Genomic DNA, 20,063 nt, shown 5'->3' on the forward strand with positions numbered 1-20,063 from the left:
TCGGGCCCTTGCGGGCGTGGACCGGCCCGCTACGGCTTGGGCAGCGCGCAGCCGGACCGGTTCAGGTCGAGCTTGTTGCCCGCGGCGAAGCAGGCGGGGATGAGGTAGGTCTCCTCGGCGTAGTTGATGCCCTTGCGGACGGTCACCGTGCCGTTCTGGTCGACCTCGCACGGGTTGTTCTCGGTGCAGCGCTCGCCGTCCTCGTTGCCGGTGTTGTTCACGGCGACGACCTGGCCGGTGGCGGTGTCGACGACCGGGGAGCCGGACGTGCCGCCGATGGTGTTGCAGCTGGAGGTGTAGCGGACGGAGTCCTTCCAGGTCCAGCCGCCCTCCTTCAGCCGGTAGACGAAGCCGTCCACGCTGCAGGAGTAGATCTTCTTCCAGTACCCGGAGACCACCTTGATCGAGGCGCCGGCCGCGGGGTGGCTCGCCGAGAGGGTGAGCGGGGCGATGCCGTAGCGGGACTGGATGGCGGCGTAGGTGCTGGTCAACTGGTAGAGCGTCACGTCGGTGTCGGTCATCGTGCTGTAGACGACTTTGTTCGCGCGCAGGGTGCCGAGGCTGCCGCCGGAGGAGTTGAGCAGGGTGAAGCTGCGGCTGGACGAGCGGTTGGTGATCACCTGACCGGGCGAGGGCATGCCGGTCTCCAGGCAGTGGCCGTTGGTGAGCACCAGCGCGGGGTCGGTGGCGGCCGAGCCGGGCAGCCGGACGACCGAGCCGGAACAGTTGCTGAGCGCCACGGTGCCGGCGAAGTCGACGGCGACGGCTGCGGCGCCCTCGGTGGCGGCCGCGGCGGGGGCGGCACCGGCCAGCGCGGTGGCGCCGCCGAGCAGCAGGGCCAGGGACGCGCCGATGAGCGGCTTCTTCATGGGAGGGCCTCTCGGAGTGGGGGTCCTCCAAACCTGGCGTGTTCATGACGTACAGTCAATATGCTTGTATGAATTACCGGTTACAACAACTGCCCCTCAGGAGCTCCCGGAGCCGGACCCGTGCGTCATCCTGCTGCGATGAACGAGATCGAGGACGACCGGCCGCAGCCCGCCCGCGACACCCCGCTCCGGACGCTCCGGCACGGCGCCGTCGACGGCTGGGCCGCCCCGGGGGCGCAGGGAGGCCGACCACGAACAGGGGCGCTGGGGGCACCTCCCGGCCGAAGGCCGGGGGCGGAACTGCGCGATGCGGACGTGGAGAACACGCTGGTCGGGCACCCCGGAACCGCACGGCCCTCCGCGCCCCCTTGCGGGATCTCAGCCCTCGTCGAGCCAGTGGCGGCGGCCGGTGGTGATCAGCCGCAGCTGGGTGCGGGCGGTGCGGGCGATCCGCGTCTCCCCCGCCGGGCCGGCCTCCAGGAAGGCGGCGGCGGTCGCCACCATGTGCTCGACGTAGAGTTCGGCGAGCATCCGCACGTCCGCCCGGGACCAGCCCTCCGAGGCCGGCTGGGCGCCGAGGCCGGCCGCCACCTCGTCGGCGAAGCGCTCGAACTCGGCGGCGATGGCCTCCCGGACGGCCCGCACCCCGCCGTGCCGCTCGCGCGCCAGGAAGCGGACGTACGCCGGGTGCTCGCGCACGTGGTCGGCGATCAACTCGACCGAGCGGTCGATGAGTTGGTCGGAGTCGCCGGACTCGGCCAGCACCCGGCGGATCATCCCGTGCAGACTGGCGAGCGACTCCTCGACCAGCACCACGGCGAGTTCGGACAGGTCGCGGAAGTGCCGGTAGAACCCGGCCGGCGAGAGCCCGGCCTCCCGGGTCACCTCGCGGACGCCGACGCCGCTGAGGTTCTGGTGCTCCAGCAGGCCGAGGGCGGCGTCGAGGAGGGCGCGGCGACTCTGCTGCTTCTGGGCCTGGCGGACCCCGGGGGTGTGACTCACATCATTCAGTAAACAACCGTTTGCCGACTTTGGCGAGCCCCGGAGCGCGTACGATGGAGAAGTCGGCGAACAGTCGTACACCGAATCGGCCGCCGACCGGGGAGAGGACACCTGCCGTGAGCCTTCTGATCGTCATCGTCGCCATGGGCCTCCTCGCGGGGGCCGCGATCCACACCTCCATGCCGGTCTTCCTGGGCGCCTCCGCCGCGATCGCGCTCTGGCTGCTCGCCTTCGGCGCCCGCGAGCGGATCGCCCGCGCCCGGCACCGCTGACAACCCGGCACCCTTTCGACCTCCCACCGGAGTCCTGCCATGGAACAGCTCGCCACACCCCGCACCCGCACCACCGCCGACGGCGACCAGATGGCCGTCGCCTCCTTCCTGCTGGCCCTGCCGGGGCTGCTGCTCTTCAACCTGGTGCTCGGCCCGGTCGCGATCGCGCTCGGCACGCTCGCCCTGGTCCGCGGCACCGGACGGCGCGGCCGGGCCCTGCTCGGCATCGCGCTCGGCGTCGCCGACCTCGCCGTCCTGACGGTGGCGACCCTGGCCGGGCACGGCACCGTCTGGCAGCTCGGCGCCTGACGCAACGGCGACGCGCCCGGTCCCGCCCCCTGCGGCAGGACCGGGCGCGTGCCCGTGGACGACCGGCCCGTCAGGAGGTCGGGGCCGTCCACTTCTGGTTGGCCGCGCCGGTGCAGGTCCAGATCTGGATCCGGGCACCGTTGGCCGGACTGTTGTCCGTCACGTCCAGGCACTTGTTCGCCGCCGGGTTGACGAGGTCGTGCGTGGAGGGGTTGTACGCCCACTGCTGGGCGCCCGTCCCGTTGCAGTCGTACAGCTGGGTCTTGGCGCCGTCGGCGGTCGAACCGGAGGCCACGTCCAGGCACTTGCCGAGGGCGCGGACCGTCCCGTCGGTGCCGACCGTCCAGTTCTGGGCGCCGGTGCCGTTGCAGTCGTAGAGCTGAACGGCGGTGCCGTTGGCGGAGTTGGCGCCCGCGACGTCCAGGCACTTGCCGCCCAGGCCGGTGATCCGGCCGGTCGCGCCGCCGCCCCCGCCCTGGGTGCCGGCCCAGGTGAAGGTGGCGGAGGTCTTCGCGGGCAGGCCGTAGGTGAAGTTCTGGCCGCCCCAGACCACCCGGACGGTCTGCGCGCTGCCGCTGTCGTTGTACGCGATCAGCGCCTTGGAACCGTCCGGGTTCTGCCAGGCGACGTTCGGCACCGCGGAGTTGGCGGTGGAGGCGATCCGGTAGGCGCCCGGCTTCACGAACTTGGTGAGGTGGCCCATGGTGTAGTACTCGACGGTGTAGTCCACCTGGCCGCTGCGGGAGTCGCCGTTGTGCACCGTGACCAGGCCGGTGCAGGTGCCGCAGCCACCGTAGTGCGGGCCCATGTTCTGGTCGACGGCGAGGCTCCACTTGGTCACCGACTTACCCCAGTTGCGGGTGTAGTCGATGATGTTGCGCATGTCCTCCTGCTGCTGGTTGCCGATCCAGGTGCCGCCGGAGTGCTCGGTGTCGAAGGCGTCCACCGTCGGGTACTGGTTGTGCACGGTGGCCTGCGCCGAGACGTCGCCGCCGTAGCCGTGCCAGGCCATGCCGCCGAAGTTGGGGTGGGTGCGGATCGCCGCGTCGTCCATCACGGGCGCCGCGTAGCCGTTGTACTGGTCCCAGTTCCAGTCCAGGGCCAGGACCTTGGTCGGCAGGCCCGCGCCGGCCAGCGCCGGCAGCAGGTTGTTCTTGGTGAAGTAGGCGAGACCCGAGCCGTTCCAGCTCATCGAGGGGTAGCCGGCGCAACAGGTGGGCTCGTTCTGCACCGTCACGTAGTTCACCGGCACGCCCTGCGCCTGGTACGCCTGCAGGTACTTCACGAAGTACTGGGCGTAGGCGCCGTAGTACTCGGCCTTCAGCCAGCCGCCGTTGAGGTTGCCGCTGTCCTTCATCCAGGCGGGCGCCGTCCACGGCGAGGCCATGGTGGTGAGGGCCGGGTTGAGTTGCTCGGCCTGCTTGGTGAGCGGCAGCACGTCGGCCAGGTCGTGGCCGATCGTGAAGCCGTTCAGCGCCGGATCGACCGATCCCGCGGGCTGGTCGTCGTAGGTGTAGCCGTAGCGGGCCAGGTCGGAGGAGCCCATCGGGTTGCGCAGGAACGACAGCCCGATGCCCTCGGTCGGCGAGAAGAGCTTGCGCATGGTGGCGTCGCGGGTGGTCGCGCTCAGGGCGCCGCTGCTGTTCATCAGCCAGGCGGCGGTGTCGGTGAACGAGGCGCCGCCGCCGGTGAACTGCTGGTAGCGGGTGGACTCGTCGACCGAGATCAGCTGACCTCCGCTGCCGGAGCCCGGGTTGAAGGTGAACGCCGCCTGCTGGGCGAGCCCGCGGGTGACGTGCCGGCCGCCGGCGTCGTCGGTGGTCGTGAGCCAGACGTTCACGGTTTCGCCTGTCGCGTGCGCGCCGGGGGCTCCGGCCAGCAGGCCGGTCGCGGCCAGGGCGCCGGAGAGCAGCGCGGCGGCCGTCCGGCGCGTGCGGGCGGCATGGTGGGGTGGGGGCCAGGCCATGATCGGATCCGCCTTCGGTGTGGGGTGGGTGGGACGGATGGGCGAGGTACGACTGCCGGCCGGCGGTCCAGATTCAACTCCTGATGACTCATCACCGTCAAGAAGCCGGTCTGAACCAAATTCCTGTCAACTCATGAACGCAGGAGAGCGATTGCTTGGTGATCATGTGCCACGAGTTGACGGAATGTCTGACAGGAAAGTTTCCAGTTGACTTGACGTGGCCATCGCCGGACTAGTTGACTCCAGCTCCCGTCGCCCCCACCGACCGGAGGACCCATGCACCGTCGCCACCGTCGCCGCCGGCTTCCCGCGGCCGCCGCGCTGCTCGCCCTCGTCTGCGCGATACCCGTCGGCCTCGGCGCGACCTCCCCCGCGCCGGCCGAGGCCGCGCCCACCGCGTTCGCCCACCCCGGCGTGCTGCTCTCCAAGTCCCAACTCGACTTCGTGCGCGCCGAGGTGCAGGCCGGGGCGCAGCCGTGGAAGAGCGCCTACGACCAGATGCACGCCAGCAAGTACGCCTCGCTGAGCCGGACCCCCAAGCCCCGCGCGGTGGTCGAGTGCGGCTCGTACTCCAACCCGAACCACGGCTGCACCGACGAGCGCGAGGACGCACTGGCCGCGTACACCCTCGCCCTGGAGTGGTCGATCACCCGGGACACCCGCTACGCCGCCAAGGCCGTCCAGATCATGGACGCCTGGTCCGGCACGGTCAAGGACCACACCAACAGCAACGCCCCGCTGCAGAGCGCCTGGGCGGCCTCCACCTGGCCGCGGGCCGCCGAGATCATCCGCTACACCTACGGCGGCTGGCCCGCCGACAAGGTCGACCGCTTCGGCGCGATGCTGCGGGGCGTCTACCTGCCGAAGGTGGTCAACGGCTCACGCTCCAACGGCAACTGGGAGCTGAGCATGACGGAGGCCACCATCGGCATCGCCGTCTTCCTCAACGACCGCACGGTGTACGACAAGGCGGTCGCGACCTTCCGCAACCGGGTGCCCGCCTACATCTACCTCGCCTCCGACGGCGCCCTGCCGAAGACGGTGCCCGGCAGCGGCCTCGACACCCGGGACGAGGTCGTGAAGTACTGGCAGGGCCAGTCCACCTTCGTCGACGGCCTCACCCAGGAGACCTGCCGCGACCTCACCCACACCGGCTACGGCCTGTCCGCGATCGCCCACGTCGCCGAGACCAGCCGCATCCAGGGCCAGGACCTCTACCCGGAGGTCGCCGACCGGCTGCGGCACGCCCTCGGCTTCCAGTCCAAGTACGAACTGGGCACCGCCGTCCCGTCCTGGCTCTGCGGCGGCAGCCTCTCCCAGCACATGGGTCCGGTCACCGAGGTCGGCTTCAACGCCCTGCACAACCGCCTGGGCTACGGCATGGACAACACCCAGAAGCTCACCGAGCAGCGCCGGCCCGCCGGCACGGACAACCTGTTCACCGCCTGGGAGACCCTCACCCACGCGAACAACCCGTCCTGAGGCGCGCCCGGAACGAAGCCGCCCTCACCCCCGGCCGGCCGGTCCGGCGTCCCGCAGCCGCCGGACGGACTCGGGGGTGAGGTGCCGGCCGAGGACGTCGAGGGCGGCGAGCACCTCGGCCAGTGCGGCGGGGTCGTCGGTGCCGAGCGCGGCGGCGACGGCCGGGTCGACGGGTGCGGCGGCGGCCAGGGCCGAACGCTCGGAGACTTCGGCGGCCTTGCGGACGAGGGAGCGGCGCCGGTCGGCCGGGTCGGCCTCCGTGACGACCGACCCGGCCTCGCGGAGCCGGGCGACACAGCCGGAGACCTGGCTCTGCGGCAGACCGGTACGGGCGGCGATCTCCCCGACGGCGCTGCCCGGGTGCTCGACGATGTCGCCGTCGTCACCTACGACCGCCGCGGCCTCTCCCGCAGCACACCCGACGACCCGTCACTCCCCGTACCGATGGCCACCCGCGCCGACGACGCCCACCGCCTGCTGACCGCACTGACCGACCGGCCCGCCCTGATGCTCGGCTGCAGCTTCGGTGCCGCGATCGGACTCCACCCGGCGGCACGCCACCCCGGGGCGCTGCACACGCTGATCGCCCACGAGCCCGCCGTCCCCGAACTGCTGCCCGCCGCGGAACGCGCCGCCACCGAAAGCGAGTTGCGCGCCGTCACCCGCACCTACCGGGACGAGGGCTGGCTCGCGGCCGTCCGCCGGGTCACCGCCGTCCTCGGCATCGACCCGCACCACCAGGACACCGAACCGGACGTCACCGCCGAACCGATCACCGAGGCCCGCGCGGCGAACTTCGCCGGCTTCCTCACCCGCGACATCGACACCGTCCTCGCCGGCGGCCTCGCCCCGGCGGACCTCGACGCCCTGCGCGACGGCCCGACCCGGATCGTCCCGGCCGTCGGACGCACCACCCCGCACCAGGTCTTCGACCGCCGCTGCGCCACCCTCCTCGCCGACCACCTGGGCACCACCCCGGCCGAATTCCCCGGCGGCCACAACGGCAACCTCACCCACCCCCGCGCCTCCGCCACCCGACTGACCTCGCTGCTCGGGTGACCGCTTCAGGAACGCGGGGGCACCTGAACCGACCGTCCGAGCGCCTCTGAGGGCAGCTCCCGGCCCCCGCCAACGACAGGACCGCCCGGGCGATCGGATCGCCCGGGCGGTCCCGGAGGGTGATGCGGGTGGATCGGGGGCGCTGCCGGGTCAGACGGCGAGCGGGCGGACGGCGGTCGGGGCGTGGCCCGGCTCGGTGGCGAGTTCCTCGAACTCGACCACGCTGGCGATGTCGGTGCCGCTCATCGCGATGTTGGTGACCCGCTCCAGGATCGCCTCGACGACGACCGGGACGCGGAACTCGGCGGCGAGCTTCTTCGCCTCCTCGAAGGCGGGCAGCAGCTGGTCCGGCTCGGTGACCCGGATCGCCTTGCAGCCGAGGCCCTCGGCGACCTTGACGTGGTCGACGCCGTAGACGCCCAGCTCCGGGGAGTTGAGGTTCTCGAACTCCAGCTTGACCTGGAAGTCGATGTCGAAGTTCCGCTGCGCCTGGCGGATCAGGCCCAGGTACGAGTTGTTCACCAGGACGTGGACGTAGGGGATCCGGTGCTGGGCGCCGACCGCCAGCTCCTCGATCATGAACTGGAAGTCGTAGTCGCCGGAGAGCGCGACGACGGGGGTCTCCGGGTCTGCGGTGGCGACGCCGAGGGCGGCCGGGATCGTCCAGCCGAGCGGGCCGGCCTGGCCGCAGTTGATCCAGTGCCGCGGCTTGTAGACGTGCAGCATCTGCGCGCCGGCGATCTGCGAGAGGCCGATGGTGGTGACGTACCGGGTCTCCGGGCCGAAGGCGCGGTTCATCTCCTCGTAGACGCGCTGCGGCTTGAGCGGCACGTCGTCGAAGTGGGTGCGGCGCAGCAGGGTGGCCTTGCGCTCCTGCGCGGAGGCGGCCCAGGCGCTGCGGTTCTTGAGGACGCCTGCGGCGCTGCGCTCCTTGGCGACCTCGACGAAGAGCTCCAGGGCGGCGCGGGCGTCGGAGGCGATGCCGTAGTCGGGGGCGAAGATCCGGCCGATCTGGGTGGGCTCGACGTCGACGTGCACGAAGGTGCGGCCCTTGGTGTAGACGTCGAGGTTGCCGGTGTGGCGGTTGGCCCAGCGGTTGCCGATGCCGAGGACGAAGTCGGACTCCAGGAAGGTCGCGTTGCCGTAGCGGTGCGAGGTCTGCAGGCCGACCATGCCGGCGTTGAGCGCGTGGTCGTCCGCGATGGTGCCCCAGCCCATCAGGGTCGGGACCACGGGGACGCCGGTCAGCTCGGCGAACTCGACCAACAGGTCGGAGGCGTCCGCGTTGATGACGCCGCCACCGGCGACGATCAGCGGGCGCTCGGAGGCCTGCAGCAGGTCGATCGCCTTCTCGATCTGCGCGCGGGTGGCGGTGGGCTTGTAGACCGGCAGCGGCTGGTAGGTCTCCGGGTCGAACTCGATCTCGGTCAGCTGGACGTCGATCGGCAGGTCGATGAGGACGGGGCCGGGGCGGCCGGAGCGCATCAGGTGGAAGGCCTGCTGGAAGACGCCGGGGACCTGCGCGGCCTCCAGGACGGTGGTGGCCGCCTTGGTGACCGGGCGGGCGATCGAGGCGATGTCGACGGCCTGGAAGTCCTCCTTGTGGATCCGGGCGACCGGCGCCTGCCCGGTGATGCACAGGATCGGGATCGAATCGGCGATGGCGGAGTACAGGCCGGTGATCATGTCGGTGCCGGCCGGCCCGGAGGTGCCGATGCAGACGCCGATGTTGCCGGGGTTCGCACGGGTGTAGCCCTCGGCCATGTGGGACGCGCCCTCGACGTGGCGGGCCAGCGTGTGGTGGACGTCGCCGGCGGCCTTGAGGGCGGCGTAGAAGGGGTTGATCGCCGCGCCGGGCACGCCGAACGCATTGGTCACGCCCTCGCGCTTGAGGATCTCAACTGCCGCGCGGGCGGCTGTCATTCGAGGCATCGGCTTCTCCTGCCCGGCGGAAGTTCCGCGATGTGAAATGCTGATTCTGGACTGCGGAATCAAAGTAGGCCGGGGGCGGCGGACGCGTCAAGGTAGGTTTCAACAGATCGTTGAAGACTTGGGCGGGGGTGGCCCGGCGGGCACCACAATGGGGAGGGAGAGGGGGCGAGCCGCATGCCGTACATCGCCGTCAGTGCGCTCAGCCACGAGGGCCTGGTCCGCGACCACAACGAGGACAGCCTGGCCGTCGGACCGTGGACGCTCTGCGCCACCGTCACCGAGAGCCCGCAGACCCTGCTCTTCCCGCTCGGCGGCACGCCCGTCGTGGTGGCGGTCGCGGACGGGCTCGGCGGCCACCCGGCCGGCGAGGTCGCCTCCTCGCTCACCGCCCGCCGGCTCGCCGCGTCCGGCACCGGCCTGCGCTCCGAGGACGACGTCCGCCGCGAACTCCGCTCCTGCAACAGCACCCTGTACGAGGCCGCGGAGGCCGACCCGGACCTCACCGGCATGGGCACCACCGTCGCCGGCCTGGTGCTGAGCGCCGAGCACGTGCTGGTGTTCAACATCGGCGACAGCCAGGTCTTCGAGATCGCCGGGACGGCCGCCACCCCCGAACTGCGGCTGCTCAGCACCGACGACAGCCCGCCGCCCCCGCCCGGCCGACGCACCACCAACATCGTCACCAGCACCCTGGGCGGCACCGTCGTCCGCCGCGAGGTCGAGCCGCACCTGCGCCGGCTGCCCGCCGCGGCCGGCGCCCGCTACCTGGTGTGCAGCGACGGCCTGACCGACCCGGTGCCGCCGGAGGAGCTTGCCGCCGTCCTCGCCGCCGAGGACGACCAGCGGGCCGCCTTCGAACTCTGGCGGGCCGCGATCGAGGCGGGTGGACCGGACAACATCACCCTGGCGCTGGTGCGGATCGAGGAGTGAGCCGACGGCCGCCGCCGACCGGGTGAGCCATCGGGTTCCCGATGGCTCCCATCGGTCCGCCTATTGGCCCGACCCGGGGTCGGCGGCCTAGCGTCGGGGGAGAGCCCACCGAAGGAGTGACCGCCGACATGGCGAAGATCCTGTTTGTGATGACCGGCGCCGACCACTGGACCCTGGCCGACGGCAGCAAGCACCCCACCGGCTACTGGGCGGAGGAGTTCCTCACCCCGTACCGCGCCTTCACCGCCGCCGGGCACGAGGTCGTGGTGGCCACGCCGGGCGGCGTGCGGCCGACCGCGGACGCCGGCAGCCTGTCCGCCGGCGCCCTCGGCGGCGAGGAGAACGCCGCCGAGACGGCAGCCGCGATCGCCGCCGCAGAGCCGCTGCGGCACCCGGTCGCGCTGACCGACGTCGACCCGGCCGACTACGCGGCCGTCTTCTACCCCGGCGGCCACGGCCCGATGGAGGACCTCGCCGTCGACGCCGACTCGGGCCGGCTGCTCACCGCCGTGCTCGACGCAGGCCTGCCGCTGGGCGTGGTCTGCCACGGTCCGGCCGCGCTGCTCGCCGCGGCGCGCCCGGACGGCACGCCGACCGTCGCCGGGTACCGGCTGACCGGTTTCAGCAACACCGAGGAACGGCTCGCCGGTCTCGCCGACCGCGCCCCCTGGCTGCTGGAGGACCGGCTGGTGGCGCTCGGCGCCGACTACGCGGCGGGCGAGCCCTGGGCGCCGTACACCGTCACCGACCGCAACCTGTACACCGGGCAGAACCCGGCCTCGTCCGGCCCGCTGGCCGAGGAGCTGCTCAAGGCGATCGGCTGAGGCAGCGGCCCGGTAGGTCCCGGGGGACGACAACTGCTTGACATCATCAAGCAGAACGGGCGGGAGCCGACCACCGGCTCCCGCCCGCTTCCGTCCGATCCCGCCCGTTCCTCCCCCGGCGAGGACGCCGGTCAGCCGACCGGCACCTCCAGCACCGCCTTGCGGTGGCTGAACGCCTCGATCGAGTACCGGCCGTGGTAGCTGCCCATGCCGCTCTCCCCCACCCCGCCGAACGGCAGGTCGGAGACGGTCAGGTGGGCCAGCGGCAGACCGAACCCGAGCCCGCCCGAGGAGGTCTCCTCGGCGAGCCGGCGCCGGGTCTCCTCCGAGGGGCTGAACACGTACAGGGCGAGCGGCTTCTCCCGGTCGTTGACGAAGTCGATCGCCTCGTCCAGGCCGGCGACCTCGACGATCGGCAGGATCGGGCCGAAGATCTCCTCCTGCATCACGGGGGAGTCCGGCGACACCTCGGCGAGCACGGTCGGCGCGAGGTAGCGGCCGGCCCGGTCGTGGCCGCCGCCGACCACCGTCCGCCCGGAGCCCAGCAGCGCGGCCAGCCGGTCGAAGTGCCGCTCGTTGACGATCCGGCTGTACAGCGGCGAGGCGGCCGGATCCTCGCCGTACCGGGCCCGGACCGCGTCGGCCAGCAGCGGCTCCAGCGCGCGGGCGGTGGCCGGGTCGGTCAGCACGTAGTCCGGGGCGACGCAGGTCTGGCCGGCGTTGAGGAACTTGCCCGCCACCAGGCGCTCCGCCACCACCGCGAGGTCCGCCCCCGCGTCGACGAACGCCGGTGACTTGCCGCCCAGTTCGAGGGTGACCGGGGTGAGGTGCTCGGCGGCGGCCCGCATCACGACCCGGCCGACCGCCCCGTTGCCGGTGTAGAAGATGTGGTCGAACCGCTGGGCCAGCAGCGCCGTGGTCTCCGGCACCCCGCCCTCCACCACCGCGACCGCCGTGGTGTCCAGGTACGCGGGCAGCAGCCGGGCGAGCAGGGCCGAGGTGACCGGCGCCAGTTCGCTGGGCTTGGCCACCACCGCGTTGCCGGCCGCCAGCGCCCCGGCGACCGGCGCCAGCAGCAGCTGCACCGGGTAGTTCCACGGGGCGATCACCAGGACGACGCCGAGCGGGTCGTACTGCGTCCGCGCCCGTGCGCCGGCCAGCCGCTCGGGCACCGGCGCGTCCTCGGGCCGCAGCCAGTCCCCGAGGTGCTCCAGGGTGTGGTCGATCTCCCGCACCACGAAGTCGACGTCGGTGCGCATCGCCTCCTGCTCGCTCTTGCCGAGGTCGGCGCCGAGCGCCGCGGCGAGCTCCGGCCCGTTCTCGGTGAGCAACGCGCGCAGCCGGTGCAGCTGCCCGGTGCGCCAGGACAGCGGTCGGGTGCGGCCGGTGCGGAAGGCCGCGCGCAGGCGGGCGACGAGGTCGGCGGGCTGCTCGGCCGGGCGGTCGTTCATGGGGTTCCTCGCAGGGAATGGTTGATATCCTCAACTACCTGCTTTCAGGAAACGCCGGTTACTTGAGGATGTCAAGTGAATCCAGATGCGTCGGACCTGGTGGAGCCGCTCGCCCGCGTGGTCCGCGGCTACTACGACGACCTCGCGGCGGTCGCCGGGCGGCACGGTCTCAGCACCACCCAGGCCCGCGCGCTCATCGCCCTCGACCACCCGCTCAGCATGAGCGCGCTCGCCGAGCACCTGGTCTGCGACGCCTCCAACGCCACCGGGCTGGTCGCCCGGATGGAGGCCCGCGGACTGGTGGCGCGGACCCCCTCCCCCGAGGATCGCCGCAGCAAGACGGTGCACGCCACCGGGGACGGGCACCGGCTCGCCCGGTCCCTGCGCGCCGAGATGCACACCGTCCACGGCGCCCTCGCCGACCTCACCCCCACCGAGCGCGGCGCCCTGCTCCCGCTGCTGCACCGGCTCGGCGAACTGCTCGGCCGGCCCCGGGACTGAACCCGCACGGCCGACCCCCGGGACCGAACGCACGCGGCCGGCCCCCGGGAGCCTCCCGGAGCCGGCCGCCGTCCGCCCGGACGTCCGCTCAGTCCGCCGCCGCCTCCCGCTCGGCACGGAACCGCGCGACCACGGCCTCCGTCCCCGGCAGCCCGGCCAGCGGCTCGCCGACCACCCGGCCGGCCAGCTGCACCGCCGACACCACCACGTCCTCGCGCAGCTCGGCCTCGGCGATCACCCGGCTCGCCGCCAACTGCACCTGCGCCGCGACGACGAGCTCCTCGCGCTCCCGCAGCGCCTGCGCCCGGGCGGCCGCGACCAGGGCCGCACCCTCCTCGGCGGCCTCCTGCCGGATGCGGGCCGCCTCGTGGCGGGCGGCGTCCAGCTGCGCGCGGCGCTCCTCGTCGAGCTCCAGGGCCTCGTGGCGGATCCGTTCGGCCTCGGCGAGCCGCCCGCCGGTGGCCGCCTCGCGCTCCGCGAGGGTCCGTTCGATCCGCGGCAGCACGCGCCGGCCGAGTATCCCGAACAGGACGAAGAAGCAGATCAGACCAATGACGAATTCCACCGGGTTCGGTTCTAGGGGTCCCATGCCCCAGACCTACCCATGTCCCGCACGGGCATGCGGTTGACCGCCCGTCAGGAACGGCCGGCCGCCGCTGCGGGAGGCCCGGCCCGGGGCCGCCGGCACCGCACCGGCCCGGGTCCTGCCCGACCGCCGGTGGCCGGCGTGCGTGGCCTGACCTGCGTCCGGCCGGTTCCGGGGCATCATGTCCCCAGGCGAAGGGAGAGCCCCGTGTCGCAGCAGACCGACGCCCCCGACCCGTGGTGGCACCGCGTCGTACCCGCCGCCCCGGGCCTCCCCGTGCTCCGGCACTACCGGCGCGGCTGGATCAGGGGCGACCTGCTGGCCGGTGCCACCGTGGCGGCGTACCTGGTGCCCCAGGTGATGGCCTACGCCAGTGTCGCGGGCCTGCCGCCGGTGGCGGGCCTGTGGGCGATCCTCCCGGCGATCCTGGCGTACGCCGTCCTCGGCTCCTCCCGCCTGCTCTCCGTCGGCCCGGAGTCCACCACCGCGCTGATGACCGCCACCGCGATCGGGCCCCTCGCCGCCGGGGACAGCTCCCGGTACGCCGTCCTCGCCGCGGCCCTCGCCGTGGTCGTCGGCCTGCTCTGCGTGGTGGCGTGGGTGGCGCGGCTCGGCTTCGTCGCCGACCTGCTGTCCCGGCCCGTCCTGATCGGCTACCTGGCGGGCGTCGCCCTGATCATGATGGTGGATCAGCTGACCAAGCTCACCGGCGTGGAGACCGAGGGCGAGGGCTTCTTCCCCCAGCTGGTGTCGTTCTTCGAGAACATCTCCGACCTCCACGCGGCCACCGTGGTGTTCAGCGCGGCCGCACTGCTCTTCCTCTTCGTCGCGGGCCGGTTCCGCGGCGTCCCGGGCCCGCTGCTGACCCTGGTGCTGGGGACGGCCGCGGTGTCGGCCTTCGGCCTGGAGGAGCACGGCATCAAGGTGATCGGCACGATCCCTCCCGGCCTGCCCAGCCCGGACTTCCCCAGCCTCTCCGACCTGTCCCAGCTGGTGCTGCCCGCCCTGGGCGTGCTGCTGGTCGGCTACACGGACGTGATCCTCACCGCCCGCGCCTTCGCCACCCCGGGCGACGGCACCCGACTGGACGCCGACCAGGAGCTGCTGGCGCTCGGCGCGGCGAACGTCGGCGCCGGCGTGCTGCACGGATTCCCGGTGAGCAGCAGCGCCAGCCGCACCGCGCTCGCCCAGTCCGCGGGCGGCCGCACCCAGGCGTACGCGCTCACCGCGGGGCTGGCCGTGGTGGCGGTGCTGCTGTTCTTCAGCTCGCTGCTCAGCCACACCCCGACGGCCGTCCTCGGCGCCCTGGTCGTCTACGCGGCCGTCCGCATGATCGACGTGTCGGGGTTCCGCCGGCTGCTCTCCTTCCGCCGCGGGGAGTTCCTGCTGGCGCTCGGCTGCCTGGCGGGCGTCCTCGCGCTGGACATCCTCTACGGCGTGCTGGTCGCGGTGGGCCTGTCCATCGCCGAACTGCTGGTCCGGGTGGCCCGCCCGCACGACGCCGTCCTCGGCACGGTGCCGGGGCTCGCCGGCATGCACGACGTCGACGACTACCCGGCCGCGCAGACCGTGCCCGGCCTGGTGGTCTACCGCTACGACTCGCCGCTCTTCTTCGCCAACGCCGAGGACTTCCGCCGCCGGGCGCTGGCCGCCGTCGACGACCAGCACGAGCCGGTGCACTGGTTCGTCCTCAACGCCGAGGCCAACGTCGAGGTGGACATCACCGCCCTGGACGCCGTGGACGCGCTCCGCCGGGAACTCGCCGACCGCGGCATCGTCTTCGCCCTCGCCCGGGTCAAGCAGGACCTCCGCGAGGCGCTCGACGCCTACGGCCTCAGCGACTCCGTCGGCGAGGACCTCATCTTCCCCACCCTGCCGACCGCCGTCGCCGCCTACCGCACCCGGTTCGGCACCGCCGAAGACTAGGGCTTGCCGGTCGACCGCTCCCGCCGCGATACCGGGGCGATACGTCGATCATGAAAGCCTGGGGCGGTGGGAGTGCGCCGACGTGCCGGTGTCCCGGCCACCGGCCGGGCCACCGGCACGTCCTCCGAAGGAGCGGTGCCCTTGCCCGCACGGCACCCCTCGCCGCGCCGGTCGCGACGTCCGGCGGAGCCCCGGACCGGGAAGGGTCCGATCAGGCCGGGTGCGGCGGTGCTCCAGTCGTGTGTCCGGCGGTGCGTCGGGCGGCGCGTCTGCCGAGCCGGCTCGCGAGGAGCATGACGAGCACGCCGATCCCGGCGCCGCACGCCGTCCACAGCACCCGGTAGCCCTCGGCCGCGTAGTCGGAGGGCTGCTGGACCACCAGGACGAGGACGCTCGCAGCGATGGCGGCACAGTAGAAGGCGTAGTTCCAGAAGCGGATCGCCGCCCCGTGCATGAACAGGATGAGCGCGACCACTTCGAGTCCGCGGTCGACCGCGAACAGCCTGAGACCGTGCTCGCTGGTGGGAATCAGCAGGATCAGCGCCGCTGCGACGGCGCCGATCGTGGCGCCGATGAGGCGCTGCGCGGCCACGAGCGTGCTCTGTTCCAGGCTCGGCTTCATCGCGACCATGGCCGCGATCGGCATCCAGGAGCCGTGCGTCAGGTCCAGTCCGAACGCGAGGGCGACGGTGCCGCCGATGACTACGGCACGGATCACCGCGAACATGATCATCGGTCGGGTCAGCTTCCGTCGCGACACGTCACCGGGGAGTTCCGCGACCGGCTGGGGCTGGTCCTGGCGTCCGTGGATCAGCCACCCGACGAAGGCCACCGCCATCCACAGCAGCGACCCTCCCGCCCAGGTGACCGCCTGGGCCCAGGTGTAGCTGGTGACGTGGGAGTCGCCGTGGAAGCCGACCGCGAGCGAGAGGGCGATGACGAACCAGATGTTGAGGAGCATCGCGTTCACGAATCTCCGCACCCCGAACGCGGCCGTCAGGCCTGCCACCAGGGTGACCGCGAAGGCCGCCGACGCCAGCCAGCCCCAGGCCTGACCACCGAGGCCGAACGCCAGCGCGGTCAGCCCCGCACCGATCGCGGCGAAGAGGGCGACGTGCCCCGCACGGCGCCCGAAGCCGCCTCCCGGATCCTCCAGCGCCGCGAACAGGAGCCCGAACAGCGCGCTGAGCAGGTACTGCTCGTACCCGATCGCCCAGAAGACGATCAGCGGCACCAGGGCGACGTCCAGGAACATCACGGCTCGCGGCCAGTTCAGCCCCGCGGGTCTGAGTTCGAACACGTGCGACAGCCAGGTCGTGCCCCCTCCACTGTGAACAGTCCGTGCTTCTCGTCCGCTCGTACTGACCATGGCAGCCTCGCTAGCCCGAATCGTCGGTGTGTGTGCTCCCGGCCACGGTCATCGCTGCTCGTCCCCGGCCCCGGGGTTCCGCGGTCCGGCCTTTCGCTGCCGGCCGCGCTGGACCGCGCCCACGATGACCTTGATGCCCAGGCCGAGGACCACCAGGTCGGCCAGCATCTGGACGGTGACGACCAGCCGCGCGGTGTCGGTCCTCGCGGTGATGTCGCCGAATCCGACGGTGGAGAACACGGTCACCGTGAAGTAGATCCCGTCGGAGTGGGACAGGGGCTCGCCGAAGCTGTCGGGGGACAGCGCGGCCAGCGCGACGTAGGTGGCGGAGAAGAGCAGCAGGAAGAACGGAATGCAGATGGACAGCGCCTCGGCGGCCCGCAGTCCCGGGTGCCGGGAGCGGATGATCGAGCGGACCTGGAGGGAGACCAGCACGATGAACCCCGCCAGTCCGACGAGGAGCATGGTGACGGTGGCCGACGTGGACGAATGGTCCAGCGGCAGCCCGTAGTACAGGGCCACCAGCGCGACGACCGAGCCGACCACGCGGAGCACCGTCCAGGCGATCCTCCTGGCCGAGGGCCTGCCCCGGGTCTCGCCGCCGGGCGCCGTCCCGGTGCCGGCGGTCATGACGGGCTCCGCGGTCCAGTGACCGCGCCACGGAGGACGAGGTGGAAGACGACCGGCATGCCGGCCGCGACCGCGCACAGCGGCGACCTGCGCCGGGCGGCCCGTCGGGTCGGCGGCAACCACATCGCGAACCGCCGGAGGGCCGTGCACACGAGGATGCCGAAGGCACCACCGCGACCGGCCGGCGCAGCGCCCTCGACCCGTCCCGCGCACCGGGTACTGCACCCCACTGCCTTCCGGCCCGGGCGTCTTCCCCCCGCCGCGCTACGGGCCCGTGCCTCCCGCCCGTCCCGCGGCCTTCCCGGTGTCCTGTCCGTCGCCCGCATGGCACATCCTCCAGGGGTCGATCACCGGATCGGCTGCGGCCCGTCGCGCGGCAACCGCGCACGTGCTCCGGGCTGCGGTCCCGCATCCACCGTCGCACGACACCCGACCCGTGTCAGGGCCGGACGGCGCTCGGTCCGCCGTTGATGTCGGATCCGGATGTCGAAAAGCCCCGGACCGGGAAGGGTCCGGGGCTCTCGTGGTGTTCACAGCCGGTGGGCGCAGACGGTTTCGAACCGCCGACATCCGCCTTGTAAGGGCGGCGCTCTACCGCTGAGCTATGCGCCCGTGCCGCGGCACACGGGGTCCCCGGGTGCACGACGGAGGCCTAGCGTACCTGGTCCGGGGGGTTGCCCGCCGCCACCGTCCGGATGGCGTCGGACGGCGGGTCCCGGGCGGTGGGGGCGATCGGGAAGAATGGGCCTGGATCAGGCGTACGAGCAGCAGGGAGCGCGTGGTGAGGGTGGCCGGCGGTGGCGGCGGGCGGGGCGGCTGGTGGCGTCGGGGCGAGGGAGCGCGGGCCGAGGCGGTGGCCGCCCGGGACGCGGCGCAGCAGACCTTCTACGAACTCGACTCGGCGCAGCGTGACGCCCAGCTCGCCCTGGAGACGATCCGTTCCGCGGAGGACAGCGCCGCGGCGGGCCGGGCGCAGGCCGATTTCCAGGCGCTGACGGGACGGATCAACGAGGTGACGGTCGGCTACCTGTCGGCGCTGGACGCGTACGACCTGGAGGATCCGGAGTTGGACTCCTCCGCGGCCGGTCGGGCCCGCCGCCAGCTGGACCAGGCCAAGCGGGACCTGGAGGCGCAGCGGTCGGAGCTGGACTCCTTCGTCCAGCGGCTGCAGCCGCTGGTGCAGCACGCGGAGTCGCAGCTGATCCGGGTGACGCCGGCGGTGGAGAAGGCCCGGCAGGCGCTGCTGGCGGCGACGACGGCGCTGGAGCAGGTGCGGTCGGCCGGGCTGAAGGCGGACGACCTGGCGGCGCGGCTGGCGGAGCTCGGCCCGGAGCTGACCCGGATGAACGAGGGTGTGGCCCGGCACGGGGTGCAGGCGACCCTGCAGCGGGCCGAGGATGTGGCGCGGCGGGCCGGGGCCGTCCGCGACCAGGCGGAGCAACTGCCGCAGCGGGCGAAGGAGATCGACCGCCGGGTGGCGAGCCTGCGGACGCGGGTGCAGGCGCTCGAGACGCGCGGGGGCACGGTGGAGCCGGCGCTGAGCGAGCTGCGGCGGCGGTTCTCGGTCTCCTGCTGGCAGGACCTGCAGCGGGTGCCGGCGCAGACGGCGGAGGCGGTGGCGACGGCCTCGCGGAAGCTGGACGAGGCGGCGCGGGCCCGCGACGAGCAGCGCTGGGCGGACGCGACCGGCGCGATCGGGACGGTGCGCGCGGTGCTGGAGACGGCGGAGGGTTCGGTGACGGCGGTCAACGACCGGCTGCGGCAGCTGAACGAGGTGTCGCACGACCCGCACAAGGAGATCGAGCGGACGCGGTTCGCCCTGCGGGACGCCCAGCGCCTGGCCATGACGGGACGCCAGACCCCGGACCCGCGGCACGCGGCGCCGCTGGACGCGGCGGTGGCGCGGCTGGACCGGGCGGTCGCGGCACTGGAGGAGGCGGGTCGGCACCCGGACTACTGGCACTTCCTGACCGAGCTGGCGGCGGTGCGGGAGACCGCGGCCGGGGTGGTCGCGATGATCCGGGGGCCGCGCTGACGGACCGCCGGGGGCGTGACCCAGGACACATTACCGACCAGTAACTTAGTGCTAGAGTCGCGCCCATGGCACGCAAGCGCACGCTCTCCGCAGCCACCTTCCGGCGCGGCATCAACTTCTGGCCGCCGTTCCTGTTCGCCGGCATCAAGGTGCTGGCGGTCGACGACGCCTTCCGCAGCGCGAAGGTCCGGCTGCGGCTCGGGCGGCTGAACCGCAACTGGGTCGGCACCCACTTCGGCGGCTCCATCTTCGCGATGACCGACCCGTTCTGGATGCTGCTGGTGATGCAGAACCTCGGCCCGGACTACTACGTGTGGGACAGCGCCGCGGAGATCGACTTCGTCTCCCCCGGCCGCGGCGACATCACCGCCGAGTTCGTGCTCACCGACGAGCGCCTGGCGGAGATCCGCGAGCTGACGGCCGACGGCAGCAAGGCGCTGGTCTGGTTCGACACCGAGGTGCTGGCGCAGGACGGCTCGGTGGTCGCCCGGGTCCGCAAGCAGGTCTACGTCCGGCCCAAGCCGGAGCGGGACCGGCCGGAAGCCACCGGGCGGACCGGGCAGGACGAGCGGGACGGGCGGCCCGAACCGGTCACTACTGCCGTCTGAGCTGCCGCCTCGGTACCCTGCCGCTATGCCTCGCTACGACTTCCGCTGCCGCTCCTGCGGAGCCACCTTCGAACTCCGCCGCACGATGGCCCAGGCCAACGACCCGGCCGTCTGCCCGGAGGGCCACGCCGACACGGTGAAGCTGCTCTCCACCGTCGCCGTGACCGGCACCGCGGGCGGCGGCGCCGCCGCGGCCCCCGCCCCGAGCGGTGGTGGCGGCGGCTGCTGCGGCGGCGGCTGCTGCGGCTGACCCCCCGAACGGAACAAGGCCGGAACGGAACAAGGTCGGAACGGAACGGGGCCCGGCACACG

Annotated in this window: 20 protein-coding genes and 1 tRNA gene; 11 read left to right on the forward strand and 10 right to left on the reverse strand. The window is 72.8% G+C overall.

The window, feature by feature from the left end; all coding sequences use genetic code 11:
* Nucleotides 1-29: 29 nt before the first annotated feature.
* Together AB0O09_RS03825 and AB0O09_RS03830 are read right to left on the reverse strand one after the other, a co-directional pair.
* On the reverse strand, nucleotides 30-869 hold the full coding sequence (locus AB0O09_RS03825) for a serine protease (RefSeq protein WP_363539895.1): 840 nt from the start codon (nucleotides 867-869) through the stop codon (nucleotides 30-32).
* Nucleotides 870-1,247: 378 nt separating this feature from the next.
* Nucleotides 1,248-1,871, reverse strand: a complete 624-nt coding sequence (locus AB0O09_RS03830) for a TetR family transcriptional regulator (RefSeq protein WP_363539897.1) — start codon at nucleotides 1,869-1,871, stop codon at nucleotides 1,248-1,250.
* Between the two features lie 116 nt (nucleotides 1,872-1,987).
* Here AB0O09_RS03830 and AB0O09_RS03835 point away from each other — a divergent pair, with 116 nt between their 5' ends.
* Both AB0O09_RS03835 and AB0O09_RS03840 read left to right on the forward strand, forming a co-directional pair.
* Nucleotides 1,988-2,143 carry a hypothetical protein gene (locus AB0O09_RS03835; protein WP_363539898.1) on the forward strand — a complete coding sequence of 52 codons (156 nt, stop codon included), beginning with the start codon at nucleotides 1,988-1,990 and terminating at the stop codon, nucleotides 2,141-2,143.
* A 39-nt stretch (nucleotides 2,144-2,182) separates the two neighbouring features.
* On the forward strand, nucleotides 2,183-2,452 hold the full coding sequence (locus tag AB0O09_RS03840) for a DUF4190 domain-containing protein (protein ID WP_363539900.1): 270 nt from the start codon (nucleotides 2,183-2,185) through the stop codon (nucleotides 2,450-2,452).
* A gap of 70 nt (nucleotides 2,453-2,522) precedes the next feature.
* Here the strand turns inward: AB0O09_RS03840 and AB0O09_RS03845 are convergent, their stop codons facing one another.
* Nucleotides 2,523-4,418 carry a ricin-type beta-trefoil lectin domain protein gene (locus tag AB0O09_RS03845; protein WP_363539902.1) on the reverse strand — a complete coding sequence of 632 codons (1,896 nt, stop codon included), beginning with the start codon at nucleotides 4,416-4,418 and terminating at the stop codon, nucleotides 2,523-2,525.
* Between the two features lie 276 nt (nucleotides 4,419-4,694).
* Between AB0O09_RS03845 and AB0O09_RS03850 the strand changes: the two genes are divergently transcribed.
* Nucleotides 4,695-5,900 carry an alginate lyase family protein gene (locus AB0O09_RS03850; RefSeq protein WP_363539904.1) on the forward strand — a complete coding sequence of 402 codons (1,206 nt, stop codon included), beginning with the start codon at nucleotides 4,695-4,697 and terminating at the stop codon, nucleotides 5,898-5,900.
* Between the two features lie 24 nt (nucleotides 5,901-5,924).
* Here AB0O09_RS03850 and AB0O09_RS03855 read toward each other — a convergent pair whose 3' ends face one another.
* Nucleotides 5,925-6,272: a helix-turn-helix domain-containing protein gene (locus tag AB0O09_RS03855; RefSeq protein ID WP_363540192.1), complete on the reverse strand. Its 348-nt coding sequence runs from the start codon at nucleotides 6,270-6,272 to the stop codon at nucleotides 5,925-5,927.
* Between AB0O09_RS03855 and AB0O09_RS03860 the strand changes: the two genes are divergently transcribed.
* On the forward strand, nucleotides 6,261-6,959 hold the full coding sequence (locus AB0O09_RS03860) for an alpha/beta hydrolase (protein ID WP_363540194.1): 699 nt from the start codon (nucleotides 6,261-6,263) through the stop codon (nucleotides 6,957-6,959). The two genes, AB0O09_RS03855 and AB0O09_RS03860, sit on opposite strands and share 12 nt — an antisense overlap.
* A 150-nt stretch (nucleotides 6,960-7,109) precedes the next feature.
* Here AB0O09_RS03860 and gcl read toward each other — a convergent pair whose 3' ends face one another.
* Complete coding sequence (gcl, locus tag AB0O09_RS03865; RefSeq protein ID WP_363539906.1) at nucleotides 7,110-8,891, reverse strand: glyoxylate carboligase; 1,782 nt, start codon at nucleotides 8,889-8,891, stop codon at nucleotides 7,110-7,112.
* A 174-nt stretch (nucleotides 8,892-9,065) separates the two neighbouring features.
* On the opposite strand from gcl, the gene AB0O09_RS03870 reads away from it, so the two are divergent.
* Both AB0O09_RS03870 and AB0O09_RS03875 read left to right on the forward strand, forming a co-directional pair.
* Nucleotides 9,066-9,821, forward strand: coding sequence for a protein phosphatase 2C domain-containing protein (locus AB0O09_RS03870; RefSeq protein WP_363539908.1), 756 nt, complete (start codon nucleotides 9,066-9,068; stop codon nucleotides 9,819-9,821).
* Between the two features lie 128 nt (nucleotides 9,822-9,949).
* Entirely contained in the window at nucleotides 9,950-10,645 is a 696-nt protein-coding gene (locus tag AB0O09_RS03875) for a type 1 glutamine amidotransferase domain-containing protein (protein WP_363539910.1), read from the forward strand.
* A 131-nt stretch (nucleotides 10,646-10,776) separates the two neighbouring features.
* Here the strand turns inward: AB0O09_RS03875 and AB0O09_RS03880 are convergent, their stop codons facing one another.
* Nucleotides 10,777-12,096 (reverse strand): aldehyde dehydrogenase family protein, encoded by a 1,320-nt coding sequence (locus tag AB0O09_RS03880; protein ID WP_363539912.1) that lies wholly within the window; start codon nucleotides 12,094-12,096, stop codon nucleotides 10,777-10,779.
* A 75-nt stretch (nucleotides 12,097-12,171) separates the two neighbouring features.
* Here AB0O09_RS03880 and AB0O09_RS03885 point away from each other — a divergent pair, with 75 nt between their 5' ends.
* Nucleotides 12,172-12,597 (forward strand): MarR family transcriptional regulator, encoded by a 426-nt coding sequence (locus tag AB0O09_RS03885; RefSeq protein ID WP_344622704.1) that lies wholly within the window; start codon nucleotides 12,172-12,174, stop codon nucleotides 12,595-12,597.
* An 88-nt stretch (nucleotides 12,598-12,685) separates the two neighbouring features.
* Here AB0O09_RS03885 and AB0O09_RS03890 read toward each other — a convergent pair whose 3' ends face one another.
* On the reverse strand, nucleotides 12,686-13,162 hold the full coding sequence (locus AB0O09_RS03890; RefSeq protein WP_363539914.1) for a hypothetical protein: 477 nt from the start codon (nucleotides 13,160-13,162) through the stop codon (nucleotides 12,686-12,688).
* Between the two features lie 228 nt (nucleotides 13,163-13,390).
* Here AB0O09_RS03890 and sulP point away from each other — a divergent pair, with 228 nt between their 5' ends.
* Nucleotides 13,391-15,109, forward strand: a complete 1,719-nt coding sequence (gene sulP, locus AB0O09_RS03895) for a sulfate permease (RefSeq protein ID WP_363539916.1) — start codon at nucleotides 13,391-13,393, stop codon at nucleotides 15,107-15,109.
* Between the two features lie 211 nt (nucleotides 15,110-15,320).
* Here the strand turns inward: sulP and AB0O09_RS03900 are convergent, their stop codons facing one another.
* The 3 genes from AB0O09_RS03900 to AB0O09_RS03910 form a co-directional block, all read right to left on the reverse strand.
* Entirely contained in the window at nucleotides 15,321-16,409 is a 1,089-nt protein-coding gene (locus AB0O09_RS03900) for an FUSC family protein (protein WP_363539918.1), read from the reverse strand.
* Nucleotides 16,410-16,526: 117 nt separating this feature from the next.
* Entirely contained in the window at nucleotides 16,527-17,108 is a 582-nt protein-coding gene (locus tag AB0O09_RS03905; protein ID WP_363539920.1) for a potassium channel family protein, read from the reverse strand.
* A 540-nt stretch (nucleotides 17,109-17,648) separates the two neighbouring features.
* Nucleotides 17,649-17,720, reverse strand: a tRNA-Val gene (locus AB0O09_RS03910).
* 169 nt (nucleotides 17,721-17,889) lie between these two features.
* Between AB0O09_RS03910 and AB0O09_RS03915 the strand changes: the two genes are divergently transcribed.
* The 3 genes from AB0O09_RS03915 (at nucleotide 17,890) to AB0O09_RS03925 (ending at nucleotide 20,001) form a co-directional block, all read left to right on the forward strand.
* Nucleotides 17,890-19,143 (forward strand): hypothetical protein, encoded by a 1,254-nt coding sequence (locus AB0O09_RS03915; protein ID WP_363539922.1) that lies wholly within the window; start codon nucleotides 17,890-17,892, stop codon nucleotides 19,141-19,143.
* Nucleotides 19,144-19,208: 65 nt separating this feature from the next.
* On the forward strand, nucleotides 19,209-19,751 hold the full coding sequence (locus AB0O09_RS03920; RefSeq protein WP_363539924.1) for a DUF4442 domain-containing protein: 543 nt from the start codon (nucleotides 19,209-19,211) through the stop codon (nucleotides 19,749-19,751).
* Between the two features lie 25 nt (nucleotides 19,752-19,776).
* On the forward strand, nucleotides 19,777-20,001 hold the full coding sequence (locus tag AB0O09_RS03925) for a zinc ribbon domain-containing protein (RefSeq protein ID WP_030267496.1): 225 nt from the start codon (nucleotides 19,777-19,779) through the stop codon (nucleotides 19,999-20,001).
* Nucleotides 20,002-20,063 lie beyond the last annotated feature (62 nt).

This window comes from Kitasatospora sp. NPDC093679 (genome assembly GCF_040683455.1).
GTDB lineage: Bacteria > Actinomycetota > Actinomycetes > Streptomycetales > Streptomycetaceae > Kitasatospora > Kitasatospora arboriphila.